The 20,612-nt window shown below is 37.3% G+C and carries 4 protein-coding genes; 1 reads left to right on the forward strand and 3 read right to left on the reverse strand.

The annotated features are described in order from the left end of the window. Positions 1-439: 439 nt before the first annotated feature. From AC23L6_RS03035 to AC23L6_RS03045, 3 genes are all read right to left on the reverse strand, one after another. Positions 440-8,992 (reverse strand): YDG domain-containing protein, encoded by an 8,553-nt coding sequence (locus AC23L6_RS03035; RefSeq protein WP_487560823.1) that lies wholly within the window; start codon positions 8,990-8,992, stop codon positions 440-442. A gap of 578 nt (positions 8,993-9,570) precedes the next feature. Beyond that, the gene (locus AC23L6_RS03040) at positions 9,571-10,500 is read right to left on the reverse strand and encodes a T9SS type A sorting domain-containing protein (protein ID WP_487560824.1); all 930 of its coding nucleotides are present in this window, start codon (positions 10,498-10,500) and stop codon (positions 9,571-9,573) included. 585 nt (positions 10,501-11,085) lie between these two features. Further along, positions 11,086-11,256: a hypothetical protein gene (locus AC23L6_RS03045; protein ID WP_487560825.1), complete on the reverse strand. Its 171-nt coding sequence runs from the start codon at positions 11,254-11,256 to the stop codon at positions 11,086-11,088. Between the two features lie 949 nt (positions 11,257-12,205). Here AC23L6_RS03045 and AC23L6_RS03050 point away from each other — a divergent pair. Continuing rightward, on the forward strand, positions 12,206-20,362 hold the full coding sequence (locus tag AC23L6_RS03050) for a cadherin-like beta sandwich domain-containing protein (RefSeq protein WP_487560826.1): 8,157 nt from the start codon (positions 12,206-12,208) through the stop codon (positions 20,360-20,362). Positions 20,363-20,612 lie beyond the last annotated feature (250 nt).

Genomic DNA, 20,612 nt, shown 5'->3' on the forward strand with positions numbered 1-20,612 from the left:
TTCAAAATAGCTTTTTAGAAGCTATTTTTATTCAATGTCAAACATATGAATTTTAAAATTTGTTTAATAATAAATTACATATACAAAAACTATACATTTACAAATTACATCGTTGTAGTTGTGATAAAAGGCAATAAAATAGTGTGTTTTGCTTAGTTTTTGGTACTGTTTTTTTAATATATATTTAAACAAAAGGATGAAGTATTTTTAGTGATGTTGAGTTAATGTAAAGGAGGTATAATCTGTATTTGGAAAGTTTACAGTGATAGGAGAGAGAGAATAAATATGTAAATGTAGGTATATTGAAAATGATATAAATCAAAAGTTAGTAATTTGATAGTATATAAATTATTTAAAATTTTATTTTTTAGTTCAAGGAGTATAGCATAAAAAAACCCCTCCATAATTGGAGAGGTTTTTATAAAATGAATATTATAAATTATCTTTTAATCATTCGGATTGATTTCACTTTATCTCCTTGGATTACAAATACATTGTACACTCCAGAAGGATAATTCGTTCCAATCTCTTTGGTACTCAATTCTGATACAGTGGCTTTTTGGACCTCAAGTTCTCTTCCTATCATATCATATACTCGTACTTGAATCAAATCATCACTAGAACTTTGAATGTCTAAGTTAAAGTGTCTCGCAAATGGATTGGGGAACGCTTTTACCTCAAACACATTGCTATTGATATCCTGAGCTGCCATTCTTGGTGCTAGAGCAGCTGGAGTGTTTATAGTACAAGCAGGACCATAAGCTTGCCAAGTACCTTTGTTTATTGCTACTCTTATAGAATAGGTTGTCCCAAATTCTCCTCCACCAGGTGTCAATTGTGACAAGGTAAAATATCGATTTTGAGAATCAACCGTTCTGACTCCATATGAACCACCAGTAACTTCAAAGCGATATTGAGTAGCACCTACCACTGCATCGGCATATATAGTGGTATTTAAAGAAGGCAAGGTTGTACCACATCGATTTAGCATAATTTGAGTCGTATTAACAACTACTACTGGAGGTGTATTAATTGTACATGTATTCCCATAGGCCAACCACTGTCCTCCGATGAAAAGAGATACACTTACAGAGTATGATTTACCATGCTCCGCTACTCCCGGTATATTCGTTAATTGAAAAGCTCTCATATTTCTAGAGTCATTATCAAAGAAATAATCTACTCCGTTTTTAGTAACCTTAAAGCGATAATCAGTGGCTGAAGGAATACCATTACAATACAAAGGAGCATCTAATGACGATATTGTTGAACCGCACTGATTTAACATTACTGAAGTACATAGACCAATGGTTACATTTGAGGTTCCTGTTTGAGTTTGAGAGCAACCTGTATTTAGATCTTCTACTCTCACTAAAGTATATAAAACGCTTCGTATGGTTGATGTAGGTACTGAAACCGAAGCGGTACTACTACCTTTTACAGAAGTTATAGATAATTCGGTAGGATTATCATCAATTCTATAGTAAAATTTATACCAAACACCAGAAGTACCTTGTGCACCATTTGATCCAGTAAATGTTATTGATGCATTATCATCAAGACATTTTATTGTGCTTTGCGATATTGTAGCATTTGGTAAACTATTTACTAATAAATTACCATTAATATAGCTAATATCATAATTTTCAATTCCTGTACCAACTGCATCAGAGGCAACAATTTGATAGGAGCCTGCAGTAGCTGAGATATCAGCGCCAAGACTTGTCAATGTTACACCAATTACATCTCCAGCGACTATATAATCTCTAGTAAATTCCGTGCCAGAGAAGATATAAGAAGAACCTGCGCATTTAGAAATATTATTTGCTGTTATAGTCAAAGTTCTTGCTGTAATATCAGCAGTAGTATTTGGTTGGATAACAATATAGTTAGCTATGAATGGACCTTCAATTATAAAGTTAGATGCCGTAACAGTTTTGTTTAATCCCACATCTTTGGTATCAAAAGTACCGATAACATTTGCTGAATTTAAAGTTAGTGTTTCACCAGAAACTATTGTGCCATTAAGAGTAGGGTTGTTTAATATTAGTGTAGCTGTTCTAGTACCGTCATATATTTTATTTTCAGCCATAACCCCAGTTATTGTTAGAGGTATTTTTGTAATACTTCTTGGTGTTAATGTCGGCTGAGTGAAAGTATAGTTGTCGCCATAATCAGCTCCCGAAATAGTGCTGGTTGATGTAATAGTATAAGGACCTCCAGCATCTTTAGACGAATATTTAACTATTAAATTTAAAACTACATCTTCACCTGAAACAACTCCAGATAGACTTCCTCCTATTAAAGTAGCTGTATCTGTTCCATCATACATTTTATTTTGAGTATTACCTACTATAGAAAGAGGCCTTGGTGTTATACTAGCTTTGGCTAAATCAGCTTGCATTAGGATATAATTTATAGAAGCGGATCCACTTATGCTAAAGTTTGGAACAACATCATAAGGACCTCCTACATTTTTTGTAGGATAAATTCCTGATTGAGATAATGTAACAATGTCACCAGGTACTATTCCTTCTAAAACACCACCAATTACATTAACATCAGTAGTACCATCATAAACTTTGTCTGTAGAATAAGCACCAGTTATAGTTAATGTTATTTTTGAAATACTTCTTGGGGTTAATAGAGGTTGAGTTAAGGTATAATTTCCAGCATCTAATCCTGTCAATGTACTAGTAGAAGTAATATCATATGGCCCTCCTGCATTAGCAGAAGAAAAAAGTCCTGATAAATTTACAGTTACATCTTCACCTGAAAGCACACCATTTAAAACACCATCAGAAATGGTTGCATTTCTAGTTCGATCATATACCTTATCCACAGTTGTTGCTCCGGTAATTGTTAAAGGTATTTTGGTAATATTTCTCGGACTCAATGTGGGTTGTTGTAAAGTATAGTTATTTATGTCAGTCCCAATATCTCCCGAAGCAATGGTACTTGTAGAGATTACGTTATATGGTCCGCCTGCATCTTTAATAGGTTCTCCCGATAGAGGAGAATAATAGTTTACTATTAAATCTAACAGAACACTTTCTCCAGAAACAACTCCTACTAAACCACCACCGTTAAGCGTTGCAATAGTTGTGCCGTCATAAACTTTGTTTTGACTTGTTCCTGATATAGTTAGAGTTTTAGGCGTAATACTCGCATCAGCTAGTAAGGGTTGTATTAAATTATAATTTACAGATGGAGCTCCACCTATGCTAAAGTTTGGGGTTATAACATAAGGACCGCCAACATTTTTATCTGGAAAAATTCCAGACTGTGTTAGTGACACCACATCTCCGGGAACTACTCCTACCAAACTTCCTCCTGTTACAGTAGCAATTGTATTTCCATTATAAGCTTTATCCGCCGGGGTAGCTCCAATAACAGTTAGTGTTACTTTATTAATACTTCTTGGCGTTAATGTTGGTTGAGTTAATGTGTAATTAGCAATATCATTCCCTACAATAGTACTAGTAGAGGTTATTATATAAGGTCCTCCAGCATTTGAAGAGGAATAACGTCCTGATAAAACTAGACTAACATCTTCTCCAGAAAGAACACCGTTCAAAACACCACCTGTTAGTATAGCAGTATTAGTTCTATCGTACTCTTTATCAGTGGTTGTAGTTCCTGAAATAGTAAGAGCAATTTTTGTTATACTTCTAGGAGTTAACGCGGGTTGTGTTAAAGTGTAGTTAGAGGCATCAGCTCCAGAAAGAGTACTTGTTGAAGTTATTGCCCAAGTACCCGCATCTTTAGAGGCAAATACCGCCGACTTGTTAAGAATTACTACATTTGGCGAAATTACACCTGTTAAAGTCCAAGTTCCTAATGTTGTCGCTGCAATGTCTGTACCATCATACACTTTGTTTATTGTTGATGCACCAGTAATTGTTAATGCTTTAGGGGTAATCTCTCCTGTGGCATTGATAAAGGTTACTGCGTAATTATTTCCACCGTTACCATCATTAACAATTCCAGATGGTGTTATCGTTTTATTGCTACCTACATTTTTTGTATCGTAAGTTGAAATAAAACCAAATGTATCCGTTCCTTGAATTGCACCTGAAGTAATGCTAGGAAGAGTAAATACGTTAATTGTGTTATCAAATACCTTAGTGTTTGCATTGGCAGTAATCTCCAATGGTCTGATAATAATATCACCAGACAATCCAGGGATTTGATTGGTTGGTAAGGAATAAGCTCCCGCACTAGCACCAGTTAATACTAAACCAGATACAGTGACCGCTTTACCCGTTCCAACATTTTTAGTATTGAAGGTATATACAGGTGTTCCACTTAAAGTTACAGTTTCCCCTGATAAAATGGTTCCTGCTAATACTGGAGTTCCAATAGCAGTGGCTATTGCATTCCCATCATACATTTTAGTGTTAATACCAGTTACTCCAGTAATATATAAAGGAATTGCAGTTTCACCTAAAGCCACATCGTTAGAGACTACTGTTGCTGAAAACGCATTTGAGTTGCTATAGTTTGGAGCGCTATAAGTTGTTGGGTTGTTGTATGTAATACTAGCATTATCTTTTCTTAACATTACTACAGAACCTACAGGAGTATTTCCTCTATCATTAAGGCCTACTCTATAACTAGTTCCTATAGCTGACTGCGTAATATTCCAATATCTAGTGCCAAATGTTGTTGTGCTTATTGAAGGCGAAGAAAAAGGAGATCCAGTTTCAAATTGTTCAATAGTAACTGTTTTTGTACCTGGAGTAGCTGCATACGTAAATACTACTGGACTATATACGCCTCCTTTACCTACAGGGTAGGTAAAATCGTTTGTGTTTGTAAGCACTCTAGCCAATTTACCATTTACATAAGTGGTGGTAGATGCATTTAGAATAGTTCCACCAGAAGCTATTGTCATCACATTGGATCCAGTAGTCAGTAAACCATCAGTCAAATCTAGAGTGGCTGCAGTAGCATTGCCACTTAATGTAACTCCTGTATTGGAATTGTTGATTAGTAATGTTCTATAGGTTGTTCCTAAAGCATTTTGATTTACAGACCCCATATATTCCACTACAGCGGATGTACCATTCAAGTTGATGGTGTTGGTACCTTGTCCTGATAAGTTAAAAGGAGAAGCTGCAGTTAATTTAAGAAGACCCGATTGCGCACCTGAAGCCATAGAGAAGGTAGAAGTATTACCACTATTTTCGTTTGTCGTATCAATTTCCCCATTAATAGTTAAAACACCACTTTGAAGGTTAAACACTCCATTGTTTCTATCTCCATCACTATGATAACTATTAATTTCCAAGTCATTAGAGATGGTAAATGTGGATACAGACGAATTTAATGTTGTAGTTCTATTACTATCTGGATTAAGAGAAGTACCTACAATAACTGTACTGGCTAATAATGTACCCGAACCAGTCACAGAAGCTGTTACTGAGTTATCATCATCATTGTTCAAAATTAAATCATCGGCAACATTTAGAGTTTTTGAATTGCTCACAGAAAGGGTTGCGCCAGAGGCCGTGAAAGTCAAATCATCAGCTATAGTAGCATCTGTATTTACAGTTAAAGTGCCTCCTGTTTTTGCAATAGTTACATCATTAAAAGTAGTTGTATTCGTTCCTGTAATAGCTTGAGCCCCGTTACCAGTAAAGTTAACTGTTGACCCTGTTGCAGTAAACACGCCATTATTGGTCCAGTTCCCTGCAACATTTATTCTTCTTCCTGTTGCGTCAGTGGTTGTAGTTCCTGTGTTATTGTTTATGGTTAAATTACCGTAATTTACAGGTACACTACTGTCAGTATCACCACCGATTCTACTATTAGAGATACTTGCTGGAATGTTTTGTGCTATACTTCCGTTGTAGTTTATAGTAGAGCCGCTGCTCAAATTGAAATCTACATGGTCGTCATCTAAATCTATTTCACTGCTAATCGTTATAGGATTTGGTCCTCCTGATAGGTTAACAGTTGCTCCATTATTGGCATTGAAAGTAATTATTCTACTGCCTCCACCACCGTTTCCAGTTTGGATTAAAGCTAATTTATTTGCCGACAGTACACATGGAGAGTTGATAGTCACTCGAGGTTCGTTAGCATCTCCACCACCTTCGTCATTGTTGTAGATGGTAAAATCACCCGCAACATTTAATGTAGCAATATTCAGTGTAAGTGCATTTTCAGAATTGGCTGTAGAGTTCAATACAGAAGCAAGTCCAATATTTAATGTTCCAGTATTTAACGTTCCTAAACCTCCAATGCTTGCAGAGGTAAAGGTTCCTGTGTTATAACTATTTAAAGTTACTGCTCCAGATACGTCAAGTGTTTTTCCAATATTTACATTTAATGATGAGTTTGTATTTGTGAAATTAATCGATGCACATGCCCCATCTTCCGTTACGATGATGTCGTGATTGGTTCCTATGTTAACCAAATCATATAGATAAGGCTCACCAGCAGGTGACCAAACCGTACTATCGTTCCAGTTTCCATCTTTGGTTGAGGTTTTAGTACCCGCTGTAACCGTTACCGAAGGACTTGTATTGGCTGTAATTCCACCATTGCTTGCATTGGTAGCTGTTATAGTAGCTGATCCAAGTGTTCTTAAAGTAATACTAAAAGTTCTTGTTCCAGAAGCTAGATTTGCATTCGAAGGCAATAGTGCAGCGCTATCTGTAGATGTGATTGCAATTGTATTTGCAGGAGCTGTTGGTACAATGTTCCAAAAAGCATCAACTGCATTCACAGTTACCGTGAATGGTGTTGTTGTATTTTGTGCCGACGGCGAGCCTGTTTTTCCGCTTCCAGTTCCTGGAGCGGCGGTTTCACCTGGTAATAGCAGTTGTAATTTTGCAAAGGCTCCTGGATTCACGATAATGTCTCCAGCAACATAAGAAATAGTATAATTATTGGTGTTAAAAGTGCCACCAGTAGCAGCGCTTGGAGTCACTGTATTACTATAGGTTCCAACTGCTGCATTTGAAGCAGCTCCAGTTCCGTAGGCAATAGTCACAGAACCAATCGATTCTGAATTTTGTATACCTGATGAAGTAAAGGCAGTAGATCCTGCACCACCTGTTAAGGTAGTACCGTATGTTTTATTAACATCATTGGCAGTAATAGTAAGATTGGCTTTTCCAACGATAATATTTCCAGAAGCATAGCTAATGCTATAATTGCTAGCAGTGAATGTTCCACCAGTAGCGGCACTAGGAGTAACCGAACCAGTGTAGGTTGCTACAGCAGCAGTAGCGGCAGCACCTGTTCCGTAAGCAATAGTAACAGAACCGATAGATTGTCCGTTTTGTAATCCGCTAGAAGTAAAGGCAGTTGAGCCAGCCCCACCAGTTAGTGTAGCACCGTATGTTTTATTAACATTGTTAGCTGTAATGGTTAATGATGCTTTGTTTATTGTAAATGCTAAGGGTGATGACACGGCGCCATTATAATTTGAATCAGCTGCCAGAGTAGCAATAACTTGATAGGTACCAGCATTGGTAGGGCGAGTAGCACTAGCTGAATAGGACGTTGCACCTGTACCAGAATAACTGTAAGTAACAGCTCCAGTTGAACCTGTCACTGAAGAAGTAGTAGGACCTTGATTAGAACCGTTGTAGTTAAAGCTAGTTGAACCAGTAACACTTATGGTTGAACTACCTAAAGCAATAACATTTCCTTCAACATCAATACCTTTAAAATCACTTGGATTTGTACCTTGACAGAAAAAACCATAGGTATCAGAAGTAGTATTGGAATCCGAACCATAAATTCTAAAAGTTATTGCTGTAGTTCGATCCTGTAATGCAGCTATTCCACTTAAATCTAAAGTTCTATTAGTAAGGGTTGTGCTAGGAACCCAAGAGGCAACAACATCGCTTGCATACCCATTATCGCTAAAACGCAAATTCACATCAAACGTAGAAGAATTAGTAGATCGTTGGTCTCTAATTTTTAAGGCGGAAAGGGATATTTTATAACCTGCATCAGGTGTTATGGTAAACTCATAATAGTCATTGTTTGATGTATTTAAGTTACTTGTTGAAAAACCACTTGATCTGTATCCGTCAGAAACGCTTGAAGACGAAAGTCCAGCGCCTCTTGTTAAAGTCGAAAATGTAATGTTAGTGTCAACACCAGTGGGGTTCACACTTCCAGTAGATCCGCTAAGTCCGCACATTTGCCATCTTCCTATCGATACAGGTAAAGCAACAGCTGTACCATCAACATCAATACCTCTAAAATCTCCTGAGTTTGTACCTTGACAGAAAAAACCATAGGTATCAGAAGTATTATTGGAATCCGAACCATAAATTCTAAAAGTTATTGCTGTAGTTCGATCCTGTAATGCAGCTATTCCACTTAAATTTAAAGTTCTATTAGTAAGGGTTGTGCTAGGAACCCAAGAGGCAACAACATCGCTTGTATACCCATCATCGCTAAAACGCAAATTCACATCAAACGTAGAAGAATTAGTAGATCGTTGGTCTCTAATTTTTAAGGCGGAAAGGGATATTTTATAACCTGCATCAGGTGTTATGGTAAACTCATAATAGTCATTGTTTGATGTATTTAAGTTACTTGTTGAAAAACCACTTGATCTGTATCCGTCAGAAACACTCGAAGACGAAAGTCCAGGTCCTCTAGTTAATGTTGAAAATGTAGTGTTTGTATTAACACCAGTTGCATTAACACTTCCAGTAGATCCACTAAGTCCGCACATTTGCCATCTACCTAATGTTCCTTGTGCAGTACTTGTATCTACAAAAAATAAACCTAACAGCACTAACGCCATTGAGAAATAGTTCCTTGTAGACAATTTAAATTGCCTTGCAAAGGCAAAGCGATTATCAGTTGTTCCTATTTTAATAGGATTGGACACTTCTGTGTCTTTTTTTTCACTGTTGCTAAAAGATGCAATAGCCATTTGCCCCAAGGTTAGGAGCCAGTTTTTTAAAAAGTTAAATGCTGCATTTAGACTTTTTGGTAGTAGATTTGTTTCCATAATGTTTGTTAGTTAATCCTTTAATTGTTTAGGTATAAGTAAGTTATATTTGGGAATATTACACAAAGTAAGGGGCATAGCACTGCTAACTAAAATAAAATGGACAACTAACCTAAAAAATCGATAAAAATAGTCGAGCTAACCGTTCATCTTCTGAAAAATGCATTTTATCGACAGCTAATTTTTAGGTAAGGCTAAAAATTAATCATTTATGTTAAAATTCAATTTTAACATTTGTTTTCTAATAAAAAATCGATGTAGTGCTTGTTTTTTGACAGCCGAAAAGAGAAAAAAGGGTGCTAAATGAGGGTAAAAGGGGAGTAGCTACTACTGGTGAATAGGAATATAGAATAGGGTCGTTATTTTGAACCATGAAGAAAATTAAGTCACATTTAGACTTAACTTTCTTAAATCTCTAAATGGTTTACAACTATTTAATGGTTTGACTTATTAGATTTATAAATAAACATAAATAGTATCATTTAATCATTTTATCTGTTAATCTGCGGTTGTTTTATAAGCATAAAAAAAGGGCGCTACACTGTAGCGCCCTTGATGGGTATCATAGAACAAGAAACTTATTTCACAATTAATTTTTTGGTAATACCATTTTCTGTTTTTATAAAATAGATACCTGTGTTGAACGATTTGGTATCGATAGCGTTCGTATTTTTAGCAGATAAAATTAGTTTTCCTAGGGTATCATACACTTTTACATCTTGAGTTTGGTTGAAACGCACCACTTCTCTGTTGGAAGGGTTTGGATAGATTTTGAATGCATTTTTAGCACTTTCAAACTGAGTTGTTCCTAATGTTGTGTTGCTGGTAATGGTAACCATATCATAACGAACGGTTCCTCCTGCATAGGTAGAAGTAGAACGCGCTGCCAAATAATCTGATGTTCCAGGTGAAAAGGCACTCACCACACGGAACGCTACATTTGGATTATTATCAAGGGCTGAAACAGACGATAAGTCAACTGTTCTTGCAGCAGTATTATACCAAGTATCACCAGTTCCTGTAGCGGCTGGAGTAAAGGTAAAGGTGGTAGCATCTACCCAAACTGGTGAACCAGCAGTTCTGTCGGTAGTGTATTGTGCTACATAGGTATTAGCAGAGGTGTTGCTCAAACGTTGTTCAAATTTGAAAATGATTCCTGCTTGTCCTACTGTGCTTACGTTAAATTGTACACCACTTCCTTTGCTTCCTCCTGCTCCTAGAGCTGGGTAGCCAGTAGAATTCCAACCGTAGTTAGGTGGACTTGTAGTTTCGGTTTCTAGTGTTCCAGCTGTAGTGTTTCCAGAAGCAAAGGTTGCTGCTAGACTCAAATTTACCAATTCTGCTGTTCCTGCTCCCACAGAAGGTGTAGGCGAGCTTGCGCCTCCAGGGACTTCCGTATTAGATGAGCCATTAAAATTCCATTGTGCAATAGTAGCCTGACTCCAAGCGTTACAGCTAAATAACAACGCTACTGCTACTATTTTTAAAAAAGTGTAATTTGTCTTCATAGTTTCTTCTTTATAATTTTTGCTAAATTATTAATTTTATTTCAATTGAAAATAGTTTGGAGTTTAAATTATAGTTAATTAAAGTTAGAAGAGGGAAGTTAGAAGAGGGAAGTTTCAGTGTTCAGTGCTGTGGATGCTTCTCGATACTTCACTTTTGTAAGCTAGTCGCATACAAAAGCTCAACTCGAAGTGACGCGTAGAGTGGTTTAGGGTTTATAGTTTGTAATTTGTTGTTAGTAGTTATGTACTGAACACTGACCACTGCTTACTTCTAATTTCTAACCTCGTACCTCTAACTTCATCCTGACCACTTCAAACCTCAAATCTCGAATCTCAAATTTCTGATTTTTCTTAACCACATACCTGTCTGCCGACAGGCAGAGGAACATAGGATTTTGATGCTATATAAAAGACGCTTCGCTTAGCCATAGGGCACATAGCTATGAGGTAAAAACTAGTTTTTCTATTTCATTCTTTTTGGTACTATGTTTCTATTTTTTTTTCTATGTGGTTTAGATTTATAACCATTAAGGGATTAAGGAAATTAAGTTTTTAATTCCTTCACTGATCTTAACTATCTTACTGTTAAAAATCCGTTTTATCTGTTGCATCCGTTTTATCTGTGTGCCAATGCCCACTTCCCACTTCAAATCTCAAATCTCGAATTTCTGATTTTTCTGAACCACATACCTGTCTGCCGACAGGCAGAGGAACATAGGATTTTGTTGATGAATAAAAGACGCTTCGCTTAGCCATAGGGCACATAGCTATGTGATAAAAACTAGTTTTTCTATCTCATTCATTTTGGTACTATGTTTCTATTTTTTTCTATGTGGTTTAATTTATAACCATTAAGGGATTAAGGAAATTAAGTTTTTAATTCCTTAATTAACCTATGTGGTAAAAAGCTTCTCGATACATTTTTGTTCCGTTGCTCTACACAAAAACACTCGAAGTGACGCGTAGAGTGGTTTAGGGTTTATAGTTTAAAGTTGTTTAAAGTTTAAAGTTTAAGGTTGATAGTTTGTTGTTTGTAGTTATGTACTGTACACTGACTACTGCTCACTATTTACTTCTAATTTCTAACCTCGTACCTCTAACTTCATCCTGACCATTTCAAATCTCAAATCTCGAATTTCTAATTAGTAACTTTCATCCATTTCTTACAATTGCAAATCACCGCTTTAGCGAAAAAACCGACCAGAAACACCAATATTCGATGAACTACAAAAGTGCCTTTTCATCACGAAAATTTAACGTTTGTTTCATCTCTTTTTTTAACGAATAAATGTAACTTTACATAGTATGAGCCATTCATTTAATTATTTCAAGAACTAAAGTATTGACAATCTGAAAGTTTAAAAAGAGGGGTGTACCATGTTACATAATCGAAGTTAAAATAGAAATTGTCGCATTTATATAACAAAATCCTTGATTTTGCTGGTATTGTAACAACTTCTATTTATCGATTATTAACATAAAAAATCGACAAAATACCGAAATCGTGATAGTATTTTCAGTAAAAAAGCCGATTTATTAACAATTTTTAGTTTTTTTTGGTAAAACGTTTGTGTATGTGGTTTTTTGCTGTATGTTTGTAGTCCCCCAAAACTTTTTTCACGTTCCAAGAGGAAGTGCTATGCATTTCCCCCAATATATATTTTAAATTTAAACCAAAACGTTTTTTAATTAAACCATTTTTTTTATGAATAACTTTACTAAAGCTTTTTATACCACAAAAAGCAAATCAATCAAGTGGGTGTTCGCAGTATTGGCTTTGTTTTTCTTGAGTACTCAGGAAAGTTTTGCTCAAACTCCATATGTGATGTCAGGAGGTAATTATACAGAAGCCTTTACAAACATTGCTAATGCTACCAACTGGCCAAATAACTTTAATGGTACTGACAGTGCTGAATGGACATCGGTTGCAACTAATGCATCTGGAACATTAGGTGATGGTGTCAGAATTACAGTTTCTACGGCTACTTTTCAAACGGGTTCAACTGGAGGAGTTCAGAGAGGAACTGCAAATATGCAATTACTTTCTACTAGTACAACAAACGCTTGTGCTGTTGATTTGAGATTAAATTTCACGGGCAGAACTGCTGGAACGGTTTCTTTTGATGCGGCAACTGTCTTTAACTCAACTGGAGATAGAGATTCAAGACTCAAGTTGTTTTGGTCTACAGATGGTACAACTTTTACTGAATTAACTGGAACAAATTTGCCATTTACCGCAAGAAATAATGTTGCTTCTAGTTTAAGTATAACAAGTATTGCTTTGCCAAGTGCTTTTAATAATTCTGCAACTGCTAGATTAAGATTTTATCAGTACAGTTTAACAACTGGCGCAACTCCAACGGGTTCTCAGGCTAAAATAAGTATTGACAATATTTCTGTTACTTCAACAGCTGCTGGTCCATCTAACGATGCTAATTTATCAGCATTTACTACTACAGCAACAGGATTTACTCCTACATTTGCTGCGGGTACAACTGCATATGATGCTACAACAACATTTGCTACCACCACCACCACAGTAACGGCTACTCGTAATCAGGCGGCGGCTACACTAGAAGTTCGAGTAAATGGAGGTTCATATACTTCATTAGCTAATGCTACTGCTTCGGGAGCTTTATCTTTAAATGTGGGTGCCAATACTATAGATGTAAGAGTTACCGCAGAGGATGCTACCACACAAAAAACATATACGCTTACGGTCACGCGGGCGGCGGCTTCAACAGTGTCCAGTTTGTCAGCATTGACCACAACAGCGACGGGATTAGCGCCAGCTTTTGCATCGGGTACGACTTCCTATACAGCTTCTGTTTTGAATGCTGTGACATCGGTAACGGTAACTCCAACGAGAACCAATGCTGGTGCAACCCTACAAGCTAGAGTAAACGGAGGTAGTTATGCTTCAGTAACTAGCGGAAGCCCTTCGGGTGCTTTGCCTTTGAATGTAGGTCCAAATACCATAGAGGTTTTAGTTACTGCGGAAGATGGTGTTACTACTACTACATATACTATAACAGTTACACGTTCGGCTACGGTTTTGTCTACTGATGCTACCTTATCAGCATTGACCACTACAGCGGGAGCAATATCGCCAACTTTTGCATCGGGAACTACTTCCTATACTGCATCGGTTGCTAACGGAACTACATCGGTTACGGTAACTCCTACTAAAACGGATGCGGGTGCTACAATCCAAGTTCGTGTAAACGGAGGAAGTTATTCTGCTGTAACTAGTGGAAGCCCATCGGGAGCTTTAGCATTGAATGTGGGTTCTAATACTATTAATGTGTTAGTAACTGCAGAGGATACTGTAACTCAAATCACGTACACAATAACGGTAACCAGAGCAGGTTCGTCTGATGCTACTTTGTCAGCTTTGACTACATCAGCAACAGGATTAGCTCCTGCATTTGCTTCTGGAACAACAGCCTATACAGCATCAGTTCCTTTTGCCACTACTTCAGCTACTGTAACCGCTACTCGTAATCAGGCTAATGCTACCTTACAGGTGAGAGTAAACGGTGGTTCATATAGTGCACTAACTAGCGGTTCTGCTTCGGGAGCGCAATCTTTGAACGTAGGTGCTAATACCATTGATGTATTGGTAACAGCTCAAGACGGAATCACTACTAGTACATACACTATAACAGTGACACGTGCTGCAGCTTCATCAGTTGCTACACTATCTGCTTTGACATTAAATACAGGTGCAATATCTCCAAGTTTTGCTTCTGGAACAACTGCATACACACAAACAGTAGCTAATGCTGTTTCGGGTGTAAATGTAACTCCAACAGTTACTGATGCTACTGCAACTATTGAAGTGAGAACCAATGCGACTGGGTTTGTATCTTTGGCAAGTGGTGCTACTTCATCAACCTTAGGGTTGGTAGTAGGGGTTAATACGCTTGATGTTCGGGTTACCGCACAGGATGGCACTACAATACTCACGTATACTGTAACAATCACTCGTCTTCAGTCAAGTGATTCTTCCTTGTCGGCACTTTCTACAACAGCAGGTACTTTGTCTCCATCTTTTGCTGGGGGAACTTTCAGTTATAGTATAGCTGCTGCAGTTCCTTTTGCTACTGCAGTAACAGTAAGTGCTTCACGTAATCAGGCAAATGCCACTATGCAAATTCGAGTAAACGGAGGGTCGTATTCTACATTGCCTCATGCTACACCAACAGCTGTTTCATTAAGTGTAGGTGCTAATACTATCGATGTATTGGTAACGGCTCAAGATGGTAGTACTTCTACTTATTCTATTACAGTAACAAGATCGGCTCCGTCATCAGTAGCCACTCTATCGGCATTGACCACTACAGCGGGTGCGTTGACACCAAGCTTTGCAACAGGAACTAAAACCTATGCTGCTTCAGTAATAGGAACCACTTCATCGGTAACCGTAACCTCTACGGTAACTCAAGCTAATGCAACCATACAAGTTAGAGTAAACGGTGGTAGTTATGCTACAGTAGCCAGTGCTGCTGCATCTGCTGCATTATCTTTAAATGTAGGTGTAAACCCTATTGAGGTTTTAGTAACTGCACAGGATGGTACAACAACTGACACTTATACTATAAATGTAACGCGTGCTGCTCCGCCTATTTGGATAAACGATATTACAACAGCTTCTAATGTTTGGGGCTTTGGTAATCCATTTACAACAGGTCAAACAGTAGATTCTAATCTAACGGTTTCAGGTATTGGTGTCGTTGGCGCTACTGCTGCTACTGCTAACAGTAGAGCTAATTCAAGTAACTGGTCAGTAAATCCGGCAGGTATTGATACAAATAAATATTTTGAGTTTACATTGACTCCAGCGGTTACATACAAAATAGATTTTACTAATTTTAAATTTACCAACCAATATTCACCAGCAACACTTGGATCAGCTGTTTTAGCAGTTCGTTCTAATGTAGATAGTTATGCTGCAAATATTGCGACTCCAACCATAGGTGTTAATGGAATTCCAACAACTGTAACAGTTGATTTAAGTGGAGCATCTTTCCAAAACGTTCAAGTACCTATCACATTTAGAGTGTATCTTTATAATGTAGCGGCAACAGGAAATGCCTTTAGTATCAATGATTTCGAATTTAACGGTTCAGTGAGTGTAGCAACTCCATCACCAGAAATCAATGTAAAACAAGCTACTTCTATTGCTACAGGTGGTACTTATGCATTTGGTAATCAGGAAAATGGCACCAATAGTGGTCCAATTACTTTTACTATTGAAAACTTAGGGAATGCTGTGTTGAATTTAACGGGATCTCCTAGTAAAATTGTTAAATCAGGAACTGATGCTGCTGAGTTTACTATAAATGAAACCAGTACTACTGCTACTGTAGCAGCTACTTCGGGTACAACAACCTTTACGGTAACTTTTACGCCAGGATCTGCAGGTGCAAAAACAGCGCAGTTGAGCATTGCTAATGATGATTCAACGGGTGGTGAAAATCCTTATATTATTAATTTAACAGGAACGAGTACAACCAGTCAATTGTCGACTATTGCTGCTGCAACTTTTACTGCACCAACGAATATCCCTTATGCAAGTTATCAGGCTAATGATATCACCAATGTGAATTCATTAGAAGTAGGTCGTTTTACCATTCAAGATAGTGCGTCTGACAATGATAATTTTGGTACTATTTTGAATACAGTGACGTTAAGTTTGACTAACCCAGCTAACATTAAACGTGTGGCTATTTATGATGGCGGTACTGAATTACAAGAAATTGCTGCGGGAGCTACTAATACTTTTAATGCTCCAGCATTGGCTACCAACTTGTTTACTACTGATGGAGGAAGCAAAACGTTTAGCATCAGAGTAACATTTAATGCATCGGTTACAGACAACCAACAATATCAATTTACGGTTACTGGAGCGACTGCGGGTGCTGCCGGTTCAGGATTTACTAGTGTAGGTGGTTCTACCTCTATTATAGGAAATGATAATAGAATTGTGGTAACAGCTAATCGTTTGAGTTTTGGTACGGTTGTAGGTTCTTCTTTTGGTGTGCCTTTACCTTCATTTACGATATCTACAACAGATGGTTTAGGAAATGTGGATTTAGACAGAAGTGCTGCTGTAACCCTTGGGTCAACATCAGCTTTCCCTAGCGCAAATTTCACAAGAACACAGCCTACCTATGCTTTAACAGGAGGTTCTATTACTATAAGCAATGTTGCTTTTGCTGATGGTCAAACAGATATCAACTTAACAGCGGATGCTCCCGGATTAACTCAAGGCGTATCGGATCCTTTTGATATTCTTTTGGTTACTTGGCCAGCTAATAGTTATCGTACAGTTACAGGAGGTACTTATCCATCAACTGGTGGAATAACTTGGGAACAATTTGTCGCAAATGCTTGGGGTTCTAGTGGAGCACCAGGAAATAATGAATCTAACACTGTCTATATTCGTCACAATGTTAGTATAGGTGCTTTTACCCCACAAAGAATAGTGGTTGAGGCAGGAACTTTAACATATACTGCATCCACAACCAATGCTGTTTCGATGTTGGTACAAAGTGGCGCAACTTTACAAATTAATGCTGCTTTAACTGTAAATGGTACTTTTACAGTTGAATCTGGAGGTACGGTTAACATTAATAATGCTACAACTAGTGGAGTAAGTTCTTTATGGAATGGTACTGAAGATTTTCAAGATGGTTCTACTGTAAATATCCAAAACTGGAACTATGGTGCAGGTAGTGGTGATAATAGATTGATTCAAAATCCAAGTATTATTTCACCAAATACAGATGGGTATTACTTTGGAAACTTAACCATTAGTGGAGCTCCAAGTGCTTTGTTTAGTGTTGTTGAAGGTGCTCAAACCAATGTGAAAATATGTCAAAACAATTTCACCGCTAGCAATACTGCTCAGGTAGTATCATTAGTAAATGCCAATGGGGCTAGTGCTATTATTGGAGGAAACCTTATAGCGAGCTCTACAGGTACATCTTTTGCTTTTAGTAGTGTAACAACACCATCAGGAGCAAGTGCAACTGTTACAGTAAATGGTAATTTAAGTGCTACGGCTGGTGTTATTAATTTATCTACTCAATCAGGAAATTTCACTTCAAATGTATTTTTAAAAGGGAATTTGAGTATTCCTTCATTAACTAGTTTAAATTGTACTTCTGATGTTGGTAATATATTATTCACGGGAACAACAGGTCCTCAAACAATAAGTATTGCAGGAACTTTGGGTGCAAGAGTTGATTTTGAAGTTGGTGATGTATCAACTACTCCAGCTTCTGTGGTTCAATTGATTAATCAAAATCTTAGTTTAGCTAATGCAACAAACAATTTAACTGTTAGAGATAAATCAACTCTAGATTTTAATTTAAGAGATGTTACGGGTGCTGGTATTTTTGATTTAAATGCAGGAGGAACTCTTAAAATTACCTCTGCTTCAGGTATTAATGCTACGGGTAATAATACGGGTAACTTACAAAATACAGGATCACGTACAGTAAGCCAAAGTGGTATTTTCCATTATATAGGAAACGTAACGCCACAGGCTACGGGTACTGCAATTACAGGCGGTTCTTCAGGGAAACGAATCATTATTGAAAAAACCAATGCTACCGATGTGGTTAATCTTACACAGAGTACTGGTACAACCGATCGTTTAGAAATTATTGAAGGAACGTTTGTAGAAACTGCTGCTGCCAATATTTCTGGTTCAGGAGAATTAAGAATGAGTGGTGGAACCTACAGAACTGCAGTTGCAGGAGTAAGTCCAAATTTTGTACCTCAATTATCAGGAACATTTAACCTTACTGGAGGTACTATCGATTTGAATGCAGCAGGAAATCAGACCTTAAAAGGAGCTAGAGCCTACAGAAATTTGACATTCTCTACAAGTGGCACTAAAACTCTTAGTTCAGCGCCTGATTCAGTTACGGGTACTGCAACAGTTCAAAGTGGTGTTATTCTGAATGTAAGCAATGATACTTTTGGTGGAGTAGGAACTAACTTGACTCTACTTGGTACTAGTAGATATATTACCGATGGTGGAGGAGTTAAACCTGACGCCGAGGGTACGTATGACCTTGCTGCAACTTCAACTGTTGAGTTTGCAAACTCTAGTGGAGCTGGAATTATTCGTCTAGGATTATCACCAATTAGTTATGGTAAGATTGAAGTAACAGGAACTAATGTTTCAAGTACTTCTACCACTACGGGTATTTTGTTTAAGTCAGGAGGTAGTTTTACTGTTAAGCAAGGTGCTACATTTACTTTTAGACAACCAGGTGGTTTAAACGGTTTTGTAAATTCAGCTGTTAGCAATACTAATAGTCCAACAGTTACTATAGAAAATACACCAAGTTTGTCAACAATAATATACAATGGTGTTGCTCAGAGCTTAACAGGAAGATTAGATTATGGTAACTTAATAATTAATAACACTAGTGGAGCTCTAACTACGACCGGAGATGTTACAGTTAGTGGTACGTTAACTTTAACAAAAGGTATTGTAACCACGGGAGTTAATACTATAGCAGTAACAAATGATACCACCCCTATTAGCGGAGGTAGTGCTACTGCGTATGTTAGCGGAAAATTGAGAATCACTTATCCTGCTACAGGTACTAATGTAGCTAGAACATTCCCAATAGGAAAAGGAGCAGTATACCGACCAGTTACTTTTACTTATGATAGTAATCCAGGTTCAAGAACTGTATTACTTGAACAATTTGAAACTGGTTTCCCAGGGGCCTTGCCTAGTACAGCGTCACAGTTAGGTGCTCGCTACTGGAACATCATACAGTCAAGTACTGGAGCATCTTATAAAGTTACTTTAGATGCAGGTACTGTTACAACATCAGGTACAGTTGTAATGATTAGAAGAGAAGGTACTGGAGCATCTACTTCCAATGAAGTGACTACCCCTAATTATACGAATTTGACTTCTTATACAACTACTGATGTTTCAAATGATGTTTCTTTTGGGGAATGCACAGTATGTTCTTTCATTATGCCAGCTCAATGCGGAAGCACTTTGCCAGATATCAATACAACTATTTACTGTTACGGTATTGCTGGAGCTACTGATTATCGTTTCAAAGTAACTAAAGCAGGTACTGATTATATTTTCGATAACGATTTGAAAAATATAAGAGCTTTTGTTTTAAGTCAAATACCAGGAGTAGCTTCTTATAGTACTACATATGGGGTTAGCGTTAGTGCATTTATTGGGGGGTCTTGGCAGGCATTTGGTAGGGTTTGTAATATTACAACTCCAGCTAACGTTACTGTTAATACAACTCAGATCATGTTAAATCAATGTGGTACAACTTTGTCGACCTTAAATAGTACTATATATGCTACTGCAGTAGTAGGTGCTACTCAATATCGTTTTGAGGTTACTGGTGGTTCATTTGGATTGCGAACTTTTGATACTCCAAATCGATATTTCACCTTGTCACAATTGTCACCAGGAGGAGGACAAGCTAGCACTACTTACTCAATAAGAGTAGCAATCAACAATGGTATTTGGCAAGCTTATGGTCCTGCTTGTAATGTGAGTACACCGGCACCAATTACAAGAATGGCTGCTCAAGACATTAACACCGATGTATTCGAGGTAAAAGCGTTCCCAAATCCATTTGCAAGACACTTTAGTTTAGATATTCAAAGTTCAAGTGATGATTTGGTTCAAGTACGTGTTTATGATATGATAGGAAGAGAGCTTGAGGTTCAAAAAGCTACTGTATCTGAATTGAGTACTAAAGAGATTGGAACGAACTATCCTTCTGGAGTGTACAACGTTGTTGTAAGCCAAGGAGATAAAGTGAGATCTGTTCGTATGATTAAACGATAATTGTAATTATCTATAGTAAAAAGCCTCTTCGGAAACGAAGAGGCTTTTTTTTGGATTAGAGTTTAGGGATTAGAGTTTGTAGTTTATAGTTATGTACTGAACACTTCTAACTTCCCACTTCTATATTTTCTTAACCACATAGAGACATAGATTTTATTGGTGTATAATAAGACGCTCCGCTTAGCCATAGGGCACATAGCTATGAGATAAAAACTAGTTTTTCTATTCTGTTCTTTTTGTGCTATGTGTT

This window comes from Flavobacterium sp. R1_16 (assembly GCF_057652095.1).

Excerpts from the sequence above, each read along its gene's own strand:
- AC23L6_RS03040 (WP_487560824.1), bottom strand. The coding sequence starts at position 10,500 with ATGAAGACAAATTACACTTTTTTAAAAATAGTAGCAGTAGCGTTGTTA.
- AC23L6_RS03035 (WP_487560823.1), bottom strand. The coding sequence starts at position 8,992 with ATGGAAACAAATCTACTACCAAAAAGTCTAAATGCAGCATTTAACTTT.
- AC23L6_RS03050 (WP_487560826.1), top strand. The coding sequence starts at position 12,206 with ATGAATAACTTTACTAAAGCTTTTTATACCACAAAAAGCAAATCAATC.
- AC23L6_RS03045 (WP_487560825.1), bottom strand. The coding sequence starts at position 11,256 with ATGGCTAAGCGAAGCGTCTTTTATTCATCAACAAAATCCTATGTTCCT.